The sequence below is a fragment of the Mesorhizobium waimense genome (assembly GCF_003601975.1).
Lineage (GTDB): Bacteria > Pseudomonadota > Alphaproteobacteria > Rhizobiales > Rhizobiaceae > Mesorhizobium > Mesorhizobium waimense.
Window position 1 is genome coordinate 55,700 of record NZ_QZWZ01000011.1, and the last position, 13,985, is coordinate 69,684.

15 protein-coding genes are annotated in these 13,985 nt (G+C 63.9%); 14 read left to right on the forward strand and 1 reads right to left on the reverse strand.

Annotated elements, in window-relative coordinates:
- Window positions 1-93: 93 nt before the first annotated feature.
- The 12 genes from tsaB to trmB all read left to right on the forward strand — a co-directional run bounded on the left by tsaB (window position 94) and on the right by trmB (window position 11,145).
- Window positions 94-771, forward strand: a complete 678-nt coding sequence (tsaB, locus tag D3227_RS15815) for a tRNA (adenosine(37)-N6)-threonylcarbamoyltransferase complex dimerization subunit type 1 TsaB (RefSeq protein ID WP_120015039.1) — start codon at window positions 94-96, stop codon at window positions 769-771.
- Window positions 771-1,265, forward strand: a complete 495-nt coding sequence (rimI, locus tag D3227_RS15820; protein ID WP_120015040.1) for a ribosomal protein S18-alanine N-acetyltransferase — start codon at window positions 771-773, stop codon at window positions 1,263-1,265. Before tsaB ends, rimI begins: the two co-directional genes overlap by 1 nt.
- A gap of 24 nt (window positions 1,266-1,289) precedes the next feature.
- Window positions 1,290-2,090 carry a lyso-ornithine lipid O-acyltransferase gene (gene olsA / locus D3227_RS15825; protein ID WP_120015041.1) on the forward strand — a complete coding sequence of 267 codons (801 nt, stop codon included), beginning with the start codon at window positions 1,290-1,292 and terminating at the stop codon, window positions 2,088-2,090.
- Window positions 2,091-2,152: 62 nt separating this feature from the next.
- Window positions 2,153-3,562 (forward strand): tRNA (N6-isopentenyl adenosine(37)-C2)-methylthiotransferase MiaB, encoded by a 1,410-nt coding sequence (gene miaB / locus D3227_RS15830; protein WP_120015042.1) that lies wholly within the window; start codon window positions 2,153-2,155, stop codon window positions 3,560-3,562.
- Between the two features lie 83 nt (window positions 3,563-3,645).
- A complete protein-coding gene (locus D3227_RS15835; RefSeq protein ID WP_245451770.1) occupies window positions 3,646-4,638 on the forward strand; it encodes a PhoH family protein in 993 nt (330 codons plus the stop codon).
- A gap of 17 nt (window positions 4,639-4,655) precedes the next feature.
- Entirely contained in the window at window positions 4,656-5,162 is a 507-nt protein-coding gene (gene ybeY / locus D3227_RS15840; RefSeq protein WP_120015044.1) for an rRNA maturation RNase YbeY, read from the forward strand.
- A 27-nt stretch (window positions 5,163-5,189) separates the two neighbouring features.
- Entirely contained in the window at window positions 5,190-6,263 is a 1,074-nt protein-coding gene (locus D3227_RS15845; protein WP_120015045.1) for a hemolysin family protein, read from the forward strand.
- Window positions 6,264-6,273: 10 nt separating this feature from the next.
- A complete protein-coding gene (locus D3227_RS15850) occupies window positions 6,274-6,744 on the forward strand; it encodes a VOC family protein (protein ID WP_120015046.1) in 471 nt (156 codons plus the stop codon).
- Window positions 6,745-6,838: 94 nt separating this feature from the next.
- Window positions 6,839-8,431: an apolipoprotein N-acyltransferase gene (gene lnt / locus D3227_RS15855; protein ID WP_120015047.1), complete on the forward strand. Its 1,593-nt coding sequence runs from the start codon at window positions 6,839-6,841 to the stop codon at window positions 8,429-8,431.
- 140 nt (window positions 8,432-8,571) lie between these two features.
- Entirely contained in the window at window positions 8,572-8,991 is a 420-nt protein-coding gene (locus D3227_RS15860) for a helix-turn-helix domain-containing protein (protein WP_006202918.1), read from the forward strand.
- 166 nt (window positions 8,992-9,157) lie between these two features.
- Window positions 9,158-10,423, forward strand: coding sequence for a methionine adenosyltransferase (gene metK, locus D3227_RS15865; protein WP_120015048.1), 1,266 nt, complete (start codon window positions 9,158-9,160; stop codon window positions 10,421-10,423).
- 20 nt (window positions 10,424-10,443) lie between these two features.
- A complete protein-coding gene (gene trmB / locus D3227_RS15870; protein ID WP_120015049.1) occupies window positions 10,444-11,145 on the forward strand; it encodes a tRNA (guanine(46)-N(7))-methyltransferase TrmB in 702 nt (233 codons plus the stop codon).
- 61 nt (window positions 11,146-11,206) lie between these two features.
- On the opposite strand, the gene D3227_RS15875 is transcribed toward trmB, so the two are convergent.
- Window positions 11,207-11,371 (reverse strand): hypothetical protein, encoded by a 165-nt coding sequence (locus tag D3227_RS15875; RefSeq protein ID WP_120015150.1) that lies wholly within the window; start codon window positions 11,369-11,371, stop codon window positions 11,207-11,209.
- A gap of 294 nt (window positions 11,372-11,665) precedes the next feature.
- Here D3227_RS15875 and rimP point away from each other — a divergent pair, with 294 nt between their 5' ends.
- Together rimP and nusA are read left to right on the forward strand one after the other, a co-directional pair.
- The gene (rimP, locus tag D3227_RS15880; protein ID WP_120015050.1) at window positions 11,666-12,310 is read left to right on the forward strand and encodes a ribosome maturation factor RimP; all 645 of its coding nucleotides are present in this window, start codon (window positions 11,666-11,668) and stop codon (window positions 12,308-12,310) included.
- A 47-nt stretch (window positions 12,311-12,357) separates the two neighbouring features.
- On the forward strand, window positions 12,358-13,953 hold the full coding sequence (gene nusA / locus D3227_RS15885) for a transcription termination factor NusA (protein WP_120015151.1): 1,596 nt from the start codon (window positions 12,358-12,360) through the stop codon (window positions 13,951-13,953).
- Window positions 13,954-13,985: the final 32 nt, after the last annotated feature.

Below are 13,985 nucleotides of genomic sequence, written 5' to 3' on the forward strand. Positions count from 1 at the left end.
GCCGCTTAACAATTGTGCACCATCCCCCTTGCGGCGGCGGGCCAGGGCGGGCACAGGGAATTGTTTTTCAACCCTGGGCGTTAACCAGACACCATGAAGTTGCTTGCCATCGACTGTGCCGCCAGCCTCTGCGCCGCCTGCGTCTATGACGCGGCGACCGGCAGTGAGCTTGGCCGCCAGGTGCTCGATCTCGGCAAGGGCCATGCCGAGCACCTGATGGCGGTTATCGATGCGGCGTTGCAGGCCGCAGGGACCGGCTATCCCGACCTTGGCGCCATTGCCGTCTCCGTCGGCCCCGGTTCCTTCACCGGCCTGCGCGTCGGCGTGTCGGCGTCGCGCGGCCTGGCGCTGGCGCTGAAAATCCCGGCAATCGGCGTAACGACGCTGGAAGCACTGGCGGCGGAGGCTGCAGCGATGTTTCCGGGCCGGCCGGTCCTGGCCGCGCTCGATGCCGGACGCGACGAGATCCATGCTGCGCTGTATGATAAAGCGTCAGTTTTGACTTACGGTCCGGCAGTGACGACGCTTTCTCAGGCCGCCACCATGGCTGCGGACATGTCTGCGGCGCTCGCTGGTACGGCTGCCCCGCAAATTGCGGCATCGGCCGGCCTCGCCTTCGACATCGGCTCGAACGCGGCCACCGCCGATATCGCCGTCTATGCGAGGCTGGCCGCCATCAAGGGTGCAGGCGAAAAGCCGAAACCGCTTTACCTGCGCGGTGCCGACGCCAAGCCACAGGCGGGGTTCATTCTACCGAGGCAGGTCAGTTAATGCGCATTCCCTTCTTTCAGCCGCGCCGCAGGGACTATGCGCTCGAACCGCTGACGGTTGCCGACAGTCCCGCTGTCTCGGCGCTGCACCAGGAGGATTTTGTCCGGCCCTGGACCGACGGCGAATTTGCCTCGCTGCTCGAGCAGGACACGGTGTTCGGCTATGCCGCGCGCGAGACCGGACAGGGCTCCAAACCGCCGGTCGGCTTCGTGCTGGCGCGGCTGTCGGCGGGCGAAGGCGAGATCTTGACCGTTGCCGTCGCCCGCTCCCACCGCCGCCAGGGGCTTGGCTGGCAGTTGATGGATGCGGTCCTGCGCGAATTGCACGCGCAGCGCGCCGAGGCGCTTTTCCTCGAGGTCGACGAGACCAACGTCGCCGCCATTGCGCTCTACCGGCGGCTCGGCTTCCGTGAAGTCGGCAAGCGCGCCAACTACTACCGGTCGCCGGAGCACGGCCCGACCGGCGCGCTTGTCATGCGCCGCGATCTTCGCTAGCCAGAGTGCGGGCAGGGTCGGCGAATGATCAAGAAGTTCAGGATTTTCGTGGCGCTGGCCCTCGTCGTCGCCGTCTCGCTGATCTTCGTGCCGTTGCAGATCCTGTCGATGAAGACCGGGCTCTGGCCGGAGACGTTCATCCTGAAGATCTGGCACAGGGTGATCGCCAGGGCTCTGGGATTGCGCATCCACGTCAAGGGAACGCTCTCCAGCCAGCGTCCGCTGCTGGTTGCGTCAAACCACATCTCCTGGACCGACATTGTGGTGCTCGGCTCCATGGTAGATGTGAAGTTCATTGCCCGCGCCGATATGGAAGGCTGGCCGCTGATCGGCATGCTGTCGAAACTGCAGCGCACGGTCTTCATCGAGCGCGAGCGCAAGCGCACGTCAGGCGACCAGGCGAGTGAGATCGCCAGCCGCATGGCCAAGGGCGATGCCATGGTGCTGTTCGCCGAGGGCTCGACCGGCGACGGCAATCTGGTGCTGCCCTTCAAGAGCACGCTGTTCGGCGCTGCCTCGATGGCGATCGTGGAAGGCGCGGCCGAACAGGTGTTCATCCAGCCGGTGGCGATCGCCTATACGCGGCTGCACGGCGTGCCGCTCGGCCGCCGCCACCGTCCGATCGCCGCCTGGATCGGCGACGAGGATCTGATGCCGCATCTCAAGGTGCTGCTGGCCGAGGGTGCGCTCGACGTCGAAGTGCATTTCGGCGAGCCGATTGCCTTTGCCAAAGGCTCCAACCGCAAGGAGACGGCGAGATTGATGGAAGCCAGGGTGCACGAGATGGTGCAGGCGGCCCTCGCCGACCCGCGCCCGAGCCGGTAGGCTGAAAGCGCTAGGCCAGAATCGTCTGTTTTTTGTCACGGAAAGGCGTTAGAAGCCGCCCAATGGACTTGAACACGATAGAGCGCGACGACATCGGCCCTGCGGCTGACAGCGCACCTGCACCCGCTGGCACGGCGAAAAAAGTCTTCGTCAAGACTTATGGCTGCCAGATGAACGTCTACGATTCGCAGCGCATGACCGATGCGCTGGCCGCCGACGGCTATGTTGCGACCGATACCATCATCGAGGCCGATCTGGTCCTGCTCAACACCTGCCATATCCGCGAAAAGGCGGCGGAAAAGGTCTACTCCGAACTTGGCCGCATCCGCGATATGAAGGCCGAGCGCGCCGCGGCCGGCCGCGAACTGCTGATCGGCGTCGCCGGCTGCGTGGCGCAGGCCGAAGGCGCCGAAATCATCCGTCGCTCGCCCGCCGTCGATCTGGTCATCGGCCCGCAGACCTACCACCGGCTGCCCGACGTGCTGGCCAGGGTGCGCGGCGGTGAAAAGATCGTCGAGACCGAATACGCTGTCGAGGACAAGTTCGAGCATCTGCCGCAGCCGAAGCGCGCCGAGGTGATCAAACGCGGCGTCACCGCCTTCCTCACCGTGCAGGAGGGCTGCGACAAATTCTGCACCTTCTGCGTCGTGCCCTATACGCGCGGCTCCGAAGTGTCGCGCCCGGTGGCGCAGATCGTCGCCGAGGCCGAGCGCCTGGCCGAGGCCGGCGTGCGTGAGGTGACGCTGCTCGGCCAGAATGTCAACGCCTGGCACGGCCTGGGCGAGGACGGCGCCGAATGGGGCCTTGGCCGCCTGCTGTTCCGGCTGGCCGAAATCCCCGGGCTGGCGCGGCTGCGCTACACCACCAGCCATCCGCGCGACATGGACGACGAACTGATCGCTGCCCACCGCGACTTGCCCGCGCTGATGCCCTATCTGCACCTGCCGGTGCAATCGGGCTCGGACCGTATCCTCAAGACGATGAACCGCAGGCATACGGCAAGCGACTATCTGGCGCTGATCGAGCGTATCCGAGCGGCGCGCGGCGACATTGCGCTGTCCGGCGACTTCATTGTCGGCTTTCCCGGCGAGAGCGAAGCGGATTTCGAGGCGACGATGGAACTCGTGCGCCATGTCAACTATGCCTCGGCCTTCTCGTTCAAATATTCGCCGCGTCCGGGCACGCCGGGCGCCGAAATGGCCGATCACGTGCCGGAAGCCGTCAAGGACGAACGCCTGCAGCGCCTGCAGGCCCTGCTCCTGAAGCAGCAGCAGGACTTCGGCATGAGCCTGGTCGGCAGGACCATCGACACGCTGATCGAGAAGCCGGGCCGCCAGGCCGGTCAGAAGGTCGGCCGCTCGCCATGGCTGCAGCCGGTTATTGTTGATGAAAAGGCCGGCGAAATCGGTGACATTATCCAGGTGCGAATCACAAGGACGGGCTACAATAGCCTGTTCGCCGAATTGGCCTGACGGCCTCGGCAGATGAGGAGAGACGGTTGAGCGCTGCTGAACTGAAGAATCTGCCCCCGAGCCAGGCATCCGGGGCCTCTGACATGGCGCACATCGTTCTGACCTTCGACAACAACAAGCTTGCCAGCGCCCTGTACGGCCAGTTCGACGAGAATCTGGCGAGACTCGAGCAGAAGCTCGGCGTCGATATCCGCTCGCGCGGCAACCAGCTGACCATAAAAGGCTCGGCCTCGGCGGCCGAGCAGGCGCGCCGCGCCTTGGACAATCTCTACGGCATTCTCCAGAAAGGCGTCGATATCGGCCAGTCCGACGTCGACGGCGCCGTTCGCATGGCGATCGCCGCCGACGACCAGCTGACGCTGCCGACACTGGAACGCAAGGGCAAGATGTCCGCCGCCCAGATATCGACGCGCAAGAAGACCATCTATGCCCGCTCGCTCAACCAGGACGCCTATATGCGGGCGCTGGAGCGGTCCGAGCTTGTCTTCGGCATCGGCCCGGCCGGCACCGGCAAGACCTATCTGGCGGTGGCGCATGCGGCAATGCTGCTCGAGCGCGGCATGGTCGAACGCATCATCCTGTCGCGGCCAGCCGTCGAGGCCGGCGAGCGGCTGGGGTTCCTGCCCGGCGACATGAAGGAAAAGGTCGATCCCTATCTCAGACCGCTCTATGACGCGCTCTATGACATGATGCCGGCCGACAAGGTCGAGCGCGCCATTGCCGCCGAAGTGATCGAGATCGCGCCTTTAGCCTTCATGCGCGGCCGCACGCTGGCACATGCCGCGGTCATCCTCGACGAGGCGCAGAACACCACGCCGATGCAGATGAAGATGTTCCTCACCCGTCTCGGTGAGAACTCGCGCATGATCGTAACCGGCGATCCGACGCAGATCGACCTTCCCTCGAACACCAAATCGGGCCTGGTCGAAGCGCTGCGTGTCCTCGATGGCGTGGCGGGCGCGGTGACGGTTCGCTTCGGCGACGGCGACGTGGTTCGCCATCCGCTCGTGGCGGAAATCGTCAGGGCCTATGACCGCGATGCCAAGTTGGCGCGCGGCCTTGGCGCCGAGAACTGATGTGACGATGCGGGCTCATGCCTGAAGACATAAAACCTGGCGGCGGGGATCTTTCGGTTCCCGTCGATATCGATATTTCGATCGAGTCGGGCGACTGGCCCGATGAGGCGGCACTGAGGCGTCTGGTCGATCGCGCCGTGTCATCCGCCTTGGCCGAAACCGTCACCGACGGCCGTTCCGAGCTCAGCATCGTCTTTTCCGACGACGCCCATATCCGCACCCTGAACGCCGGCTGGCGCGGCAAGGACAAACCCACCAACGTCTTGTCTTTCCCGGCTTTTCCGTTTCCGAAAGGCGGTCCGCTGCCGCCGATGCTGGGCGACATCGTGCTGGCCGCCGAGACGGTCGCGAAGGAGGCGGGTCTGGAAGACAAGCCGCTGGAGAACCATATCACCCATCTCGTCATCCACGGCCTGCTGCACCTTCTGGGCTACGATCACGAGACCGACGCCGAGGCCGAGGAGATGGAAGCGATCGAGCGCTCAGCGCTTGCGAGGCTTGCCATTCCCGATCCCTACGCGTAACTAAAAAGATCAATTGACCGGACGACGATGAACGACAAACCAGAGACTGCCGCCCGCCCCGACGCCGGCAGTGCGACCAAGCCTTCCGAAACGACGGAAGAGGGCTCGAGTCCGAGTACCACGACCGGCAGCATCGCCAGCGAGCCATCGCCTGCCGGTCCTTCCCTGTTCGATCGCGTGCTTGGCCTGTTCAGGCAGCGCAACGGTACCAGCCTGCGCGAGGAAATTGCCGGCGCGCTTGCCGAGACGACCAGTGATGCCGGTGCCTTCTCGCCCGGCGAACGGGCGATGCTCAACAACATCCTGCGCCTGCGCGAGGTGCGCGTCGAGGACGTCATGGTGCCGCGCGCCGACATCGAGGCGGTCGAGATAACGACGACGCTAGGCGATCTTCTCGGCCTGTTCGAACAGTCCGGCCATTCGCGCATGCCTGTCTATTCCGAGACGCTCGACGATCCGCGTGGCATGGTCCATATCCGCGACGTGCTTGCCCACATCACCAAGGTCGCCCGCGTCAAGAAGGGCCGGACCAGCAGGAAAGCGCCGGCCACGACGCTGCTTGATCTCGCCCAGGTCGATCTCGCGCGCACCATCGGCGATCTCAACCTGATCCGCCCGGTGCTGTTCGTGCCGCCGTCCATGCTTGCCTCCGACCTCATGGGCCGGATGCAGACGACGCGCACCCAGATGGCGCTGGTCATCGACGAATATGGCGGCACCGACGGCCTCGCCTCGCTGGAAGACATCGTCGAGATGGTGGTCGGCGACATCGAGGACGAGCATGACGACGACGAGCCGATGATCACCCAGACCGGCGAAGGCGTGTTCATCGTCGACGGCAAGGCCGAGATCGACGAGGTCGCCAAGATGATCGGCGAGGATTTCGCCGCCGGCGAGCATGGCGAATATGTCGACACCATAGGCGGCATGATCTTCAACACGCTTGGCCGCGTGCCGGCCCGTGGCGAAGTGGTGCAGGCCATACCAGGCTTCGAGTTCCACGTGCTCGACGCCGATCCGCGCCGGGTCAAGCGCGTGCGCATCGTGCAGAGCCAGAAGGGCGAGCGCCGGCGCCGCGCCGCCCGCGCCGAACAGGCCTAAGCGCCGATCGATGTCGGTCGACGACCCGTTCAAGCACTCGACCATAGGTTCCGGCGTATTCTACAAGAACCCGCGGGCCGCGTTGAAATGGCTTGAGGCGGCCTTCGGCTTCGAGCCGAGCATGGTCGTCAGCGACGCCGACGGCAGGCTGGTCCATGCCGAGATGCGCTTCGGCGACGGCTACATAATTGTCGATTCCGAATGGGCCGACCATATCGCCAGCCCGGCCTCCGTCGGTGGCCGGAACACGCAATCGATCTATATCCGCCTCGCTGCCGGCCTGGACGCGCATTGCGAGCAGGCGAGGGCGGCCGGCGCCGACATCACCCAGGAGCCTGCCGACCAGTTTTATGGCGAACGGCTTTACCGGGCGCGCGATCCCGAAGGCCATGTCTGGACCTTCACCCAGCCCATTCGTGTCGTTCCCCGCCAAGAGGCTGAACGGCTCGGCGATCTGAAGATCGCGGGCTGGCACCGATAGCACTGAGATTGGCCGCTCCGGGTTTCTCGGCGCAAGCCCCGTTCCGATAAATCTGATAGATCTGCTGTCGTGATTCGCGCGACTGGAAGTGTGTATGCAGCGCCTGGCCGGCCGGATAATACTGCTTTGGGGTTGGCGCCGTGCGCTGGTGGCGTTTCTGGCCGGAGCATTGGCGGTTCTGGCCCAGGCGCCCTATGATTTCTTCGCCGTCTGCTTCGTCTCCTTCCCGCTCCTGGTCTGGCTCATCGACGGCGCGACCGGCGAGGCCTCCGACGGGTGGCTGAGGCGGCTCAGGCCCGCCTTCGCCATCGGCTGGTGGTTCGGTTTCGGCTATTTTCTTGCCGGCCTGTGGTGGATCGGCCAGGCACTGCTGGTCGAGGCCGACAGTTTCGCCTGGGCTCTGCCCTTCGCGGTGGTCGGAATCCCCTTTGCGCTCGCCTTCTTCTACGGCTTCGCCACGGTCGTCGCACGGCTCCTGTGGAGCAACGACATCGGCCGCATTGCCGCACTCGCCTTCGGTTTCGGCCTGGCGGAATGGTTGCGCGATTTCCTGTTCACCGGCTTTCCCTGGAATGCCGTCGGCTACGCGGCAATGCCGGTGCCGCTCTTGATGCAGAGCGTGTCGGTGACGGGCATGATCGGTATGAATGCGCTGGCCGTCTTCGTCTTTTCGCTGCCCGCGCTCGTTGCGGGGCGCCGGCACCTTCGCCTGGGTTTTGGGCTGCTTGTCCTGCTTGTCGCGGCCCATGTCGGCTTCGGCTATGTCAGGCTTGCCATGCCGGTCGAGCCGGCAACCCGCTCGATCGATGTCCGCATCGTTCAGCCGGATGTCGATCTCAGCGAAAAGTGGGACGCCTCGGTGCGCGACCGCATCTTCGCCACCTTGCTCGGCCTGTCGGCGAAGGCGCCGGAACCCGGCCATGCCAAGCCGCAACTGATCCTATGGCCGGAGACCTCGGTGCCGTTCCTGTTCACCGAGCGCCCGGACGCGCTGACCGCGCTGGGCGACATGCTTGGCGAAGGTCAGATGCTGATCGCCGGCGTCGTTCGCGAGGAGGGCGGCTCGGCGGCCGGTGCCGACAGCCGCTATTACAATTCCGTGGTGGCGATCAACGACAAGGGTGAGATCACGGACGCCGTCGACAAGGTCCATCTGGTGCCCTTCGGCGAGTATCTGCCTTTCGCCGGCCTGCTCGGCCGCTTCGGCATCGAACAACTCGTCGCCGGGCCGATGAATTTCGCCGCCGGCAACGAGCGGCATCCGATCACGCTGCCGGACGGTGTGCGGGCGCTTCCGTTCATTTGCTATGAAGTTATCTTTCCCGATCTGGTTGCAGTTGACGCTACGTCATCCGAGCTTATTGTGAATGTCACGAACGACGCTTGGTTCGGGGATACACCGGGTCCGTACCAGCACTTCAGGCAGGCTCAGATCCGGGCCGTGGAGAATGGTTTGCCTTTGTTGCGCGCGGCTAACAATGGCATTTCCGCCGTTGTCGACCCGCGCGGACGCATCGTCGACGCGCTCGCCGTCGACGCGCGTGGAGCTATCGACGTGCGAGTGCCGATATCTGGGCGAGCCCTCATTTCCGACGCCCAGCGGCGAATTAACGGATTGCTGATCATGTTCCTGTTCGCCCTGGGAGGGTTCACATTGAATGTAAGGCAACGGCTACGGGTGAATTGACAGCCGACACATTAGAAACTCATACTGTAAGTGCCTAAAATTTTCTCGAAGTCGGTTGGTGGTTCTGTTGGGGCAGTTGGCTCCGGCTTCGTTTGGGCAGGAAAAAATAGAAAAAGCCGGAAAAATTCGGCGAGGAGAAAATGACAGAAGAAAACAAGAAAAAGCCGAACCCGATCGACATCCATGTCGGAAGTCGCATCAGGCTCCGGCGCAATATGCTTGGAATGAGCCAGGAGAAGCTGGGTGAGAATCTCGGCATCACGTTTCAACAGATCCAAAAGTATGAAAAGGGCACGAACAGAGTGGGCGCCAGCCGCTTGCAGGCGATAGCCTCCATCCTCAGCGTGCCCGTTGCCTTCTTTTTCGAGGATGCCCCGGGTCAGGAGGCCGTGGGCAATCGTGGATTTGCCGAAGACGCGTCGATGGCTTTCGCCGTCGAATTCTGCGGCAGTCCGGAGGGGCTTCAACTCAACCGCGCCTTCGTCAAGATTGGCGACGTCAAGGTGCGCCGCAGGATCATAGATCTGGTGAAATCCCTTTCCACCGATGACGCCGACTGATCCAGAGGCTTGTGCCACCGGCTGCGCTGCCGTCGTTGGGCCAAGCCAACTGTGCTGACATTTCATGCCAGAACCGCGGCAGCGCTTGACGAGCGGCGCCCGGCACCGCTAACACGTGGCGCGCCAAAATCGGCAGCCTGCCGATTTTTTTCAAGAGGGGACACCCGTGACGCGGCAGAATTACTTCTTCACCTCGGAATCCGTTGCCGAGGGCCATCCCGACAAAGTTTGCGACCGTATCTCCGACGAAATCGTCGATCTGGTCTATCGCGAGGCCAAGAAGACCGGCATGGACCCCTGGAAGGTCCGTGTCGCCTGCGAGACTCTGGCGACAACGAATCGCGTCATCATCGCCGGTGAGGTCAGGGTTCCCGAGACGCTGCTGAAAAAGGACAAGGCCGGCAATATCCTGATGGACGCCGCCGGTCATCCGGTCGTCAATCCGGCAAAGTTCAAGTCGGTGGCCCGCAAGGCGATCCGCGAGATCGGCTATGAGCAGGCCGGTTTCCACTGGAAGACGGCAAGGATCGAGGTTCTTTTGCACGGCCAGTCGCCCGACATCGGCCAGGGCGTCGACAACGCCGCCGACCGGCAGGGCGAGGAAGGTGCCGGCGACCAGGGCATCATGTTCGGCTATGCCTGCCGCGAGACGCCGGACCTGATGCCGGCGCCGATCTACTACAGCCACAAGATTCTCGAACTGCTGGCCGCTGCGCGCCATGAAGGCAGCGGCGATGCCGGCAAGCTCGGGCCGGACGCCAAGAGCCAGGTCACCGTCCGCTATGTCGACGGCAAGGCAGCCGAGGCGACGCAGATCGTGCTGTCGACCCAGCACCTAGATTCGAGCTGGGATTCGAAGAAGGTCCGCAAGGTCGTCGAACCCTATATCCGCGAGGCGCTGGGCGATCTCAGGATCGCCGACGACTGCAACTGGTATATCAATCCGACCGGCAAGTTCGTCATTGGCGGGCCGGACGGCGACGCCGGCCTGACCGGCCGCAAGATCATCGTAGACACCTATGGCGGTGCCGCACCGCATGGCGGCGGCGCCTTCTCCGGCAAGGACACGACCAAGGTCGACCGCTCCGCCGCCTATGCGGCGCGCTACCTTGCCAAGAACGTGGTGGCGGCCAGGCTTGCCGACCGCTGCACCATCCAGCTGTCCTACGCCATCGGCGTCGCCCAGCCGCTGTCGGTCTATGTCGACCTGCACGGCACCGGAAAAGTCGAAGAGGGCAAGCTGGAGGGCGCGTTGCGCACCGTGATGGACCTGTCGCCGTCCGGCATCCGCCGCCACCTCGATCTTAACAAGCCGATCTATGCCAAGACCTCGTCCTATGGCCATTTCGGCCGCAAGGCGGGCCGCGACGGTTCCTTCTCCTGGGAGCGGACCGATCTCGCCAAGGCGCTCAAGGACGCGGTCGCCGCCTGACGGCGGCGCGACAGCTGTCCATGGATCCGACAGACAGGCCAAGCCGCGCGACCGAAGGGTTTTTCGGCCGCCGGCGCGGCAAGACCATTCGCCCGCAGCAGGCAGCGGCGCTGGAAAGCGGTCTTGGGACCTATGGTCTCGACCTCTCTGCCGAATCGCCGGCGGAATTGCGCAAGTTGTTCGAAGCGGATGTCTCAGTGGTTCGGCTGGAAATCGGCTTCGGCGGCGGCGAGCATTTGCTGCATCGCGCCACCGAAGCCCCGGCGACCGGCTTCATTGGCGTCGAGCCGTTCGTCAACGGCATGGCCAAGCTGATGAAGGCGGTGAACGAAAAGCCGCTCGCCAATCTGCGCGTCCATGACGATGACGCCACGCGCCTGCTCGACTGGCTGCCGCAAGCCTCGCTCGATGGCATCGATCTTCTCTATCCCGACCCCTGGCCGAAGAAAAAGCACTGGAAGCGGCGTTTCGTCGGTCCGTCCAATCTCGACCGTTTTGCCAGGGTGCTGAAATCAGGCGGAAAATTCCGCTTTGCTTCCGACATCGACAGCTATGTCAACTGGACGCTGCTCAACTGCCGGGCGCATGGCGCGTTCACATGGCAGGCTGGGGAGGCGGCCGACTGGCATCGGCCCTATGAGGGTTGGCCGGGAACGCGCTATGAGGCCAAGGCCATCCGCGAGGGCCGGCGGCCGGCCTACCTTACCTTCATCAGAAAATAGCTACGCGCAGGCGCCTTTTGCGTCAGGGGTCGTGCTCAGGCGCCAGGCGCCTGCTGCTCTCTCAGAAGCGGCCGATTCTGTCGAAGGCAGCCGGATTGATACCGAGATTGCGCAGGTCCCGATCGCGGGGCTTGCGGCCGGCCTGCACGGCATGCGAGGCAGCCGCCGCACTGCCGAATGCGGTAAAGAAGCCGCCGATGGCGGAAAACATCAGGCGATTGCTCATGGTCATTTCCTTTCGCGCGCCACCGCGCGCCGGTCATATTTGTGCAACGCAACATAGATAGGCACGCGACGCCGGCAAACACAGGTGGATTAACGCATAGGCACCATGCACCTGGTGCAACGCTGGCGCCGCTGCCGTGGCTTTTGCCCGCCCGGTACGGCGGACTTGAAACGCCGGCCGGGATCGTCTATATCAGCCTCAAATTCTTGGTCGGTATGACGAAGAGTGGGTCCACCCGGTCCCGCTCTTTTTTATTACCTGCCGGTCAACCACCAATCGAACGACAGGGATCGAATGACTGCAACGGCAAGCGAAGGCGACGACCGCATCATCCGCGAAAGCGGTATCGATGCGCGCATCGCGCTGATCGTGCAGCCGGTGCTGCGCGGGATCGGCTTTCGCCTCGTGCGGGTGCATCTGTCGGGCCAGAACGGGCTCACGCTGCAGATCATGGCCGAACGCGAGGACGGCACCATGACCGTCGAGGATTGCGAAGAGGTCAGCCGGGCCGTGTCGCCGGCGCTCGATGTCGATGATCCGATCGAAAAGGCGTATCATCTCGAAGTGTCGTCGCCGGGCATCGACCGGCCGCTGGTGCGCAAGTCGGACTTCGCGACATGGACCGGCCATCTGATCAAGATGGAGACCTCGGTCCTCGTCGCCGAACGCAAGCGCTTCAAGGGCAAGATCGCCGAAAGCGACGCCGATGGCGTGCTGATCGCGCGCGACAAGGCGGCCTATGGCGAGGAGCCGACGGTGCGCGTGCCTTATGATGCGATCGCCGACGCCCGGTTGGTGCTGACCGACGATCTCATCCGCGAGGCCCTGTCGAAGGACAACAGGGCGCGCAAGGAAGCAAAGAAGCGCCGCGGCGAACCAGAAGATGCGCCAGAGGGTGCTGAACTGGACGCCGAAGACGGAACCGAACAGGAAAGTTGATTGAGCTGCCGGACGAGAGGTTCGGCAACAAGCTCGGGAGAAAGACAATGGTTGTAAGCGCCAACAGACTCGAACTGCTGCAGATCGCCGACGCGGTCGCGCGTGAAAAGTCGATCGACAAGTCGATCGTCCTCGCCGCCATGGCCGATGCCATCCAGAAGGCGGCGCGCTCGCGCTATGGCCAGGAGACCAACATCCGCGCCGACATCAACGCCAACACCGGCGAGATGAAGCTGCAGCGTCTGATGGAAGTGGTCGAGAAGGTCGACGATTACGCCACGCAGATCGCCATCTCCTCGGCGCGCGAGCGCAACCCCGACGCCCAGCTTGGCGATTTCATCGCCGAACAGCTGCCGCCGATGGATTTCGGCCGCATCGCCGCCCAGTCTGCCAAACAGGTCATCGTGCAGAAGGTGCGCGAAGCCGAGCGCGACCGCCAGTATGACGAATACAAGGACCGCATCGGCGAGATCGTCAACGGCACCGTCAAGCGCGTCGAATACGGCAACGTCATCGTCGATCTCGGCCGTGGCGAGGCGATCATCCGCCGCGACGAGCTGATCCCGCGCGAGAACTACAAATATGGCGACCGCGTCCGCGCCTATGTCTACGACGTGCGCCGCGAGCAGCGCGGCCCGCAGATCTTCCTGTCGCGTACCCATCCGCAGTTCATGGCCAAGCTTTTCACCATGGAAGTGCCGGAAATCTACGACGGCATCATCGAGATCAAGTCGGTCGCCCGCGATCCGGGCTCGCGCGCCAAGATCGCCGTCATCTCGCGTGACTCGTCCATCGATCCGGTCGGTGCCTGCGTCGGCATGCGCGGCAGCCGCGTCCAGGCGGTAGTCGGCGAACTGCAGGGCGAGAAGATCGACATCATTCCGTGGTCGCCGTCGGCCGCTTCCTTCATCGTCAATGCGCTGCAGCCGGCCGAAGTCGCCAAGGTGGTGCTCGACGAGGATGCCGAGCGCATCGAGGTCGTGGTTCCGGACGACCAGCTGTCGCTGGCCATCGGCCGCCGCGGCCAGAACGTCCGTCTTGCCTCGCAGCTCACCGGCTGGGACATCGACATCCTGACCGAGCAGGAAGAGAGCGAGCGCCGCCAGAAGGAATTCGTCGAGCGTTCGGCGCTGTTCATGGAAGCCCTCGACGTCGACGAGATGGTCGGCCAGGTGCTTGCTTCCGAAGGTTTTACCAGCGTCGAGGAAGTGGCTTACGTCGATTCCGGCGAGATCGCCTCCATCGACGGCTTCGACGAGGACACCGCCTCGGAAATCCAGACCCGCGCCCGCGAGTATCTGGAGAAGATCGAGGCCGAGCACGACGACAAGCGCAAGGCGCTGGGCGTCGCGGACGAACTGCGCGAAATCCCCGGCATCACCACCGCCATGATGGTGACGCTCGGCGAGGATGGCGTGAAGACGATCGAGGATTTCGCCGGCTATGCCGCCGACGATCTGACCGGCTGGAAGGAACGCAAGGACGGCGAGACAAAGGTCTATCCCGGCGTGCTCGCCAACTACGGCGTTTCGCGCGCCGATGCCGAGCAGATGGTTCTGGCTGCCCGCCTCAAGGCGGGCTGGATCACCGAGGACGAGATTGTCGCGCAGGAAGTGCCGGCCGACGAAACCGTCGGTGCGTGAGGTGAAACCGCATCGCACAGAACCCGCCCTTG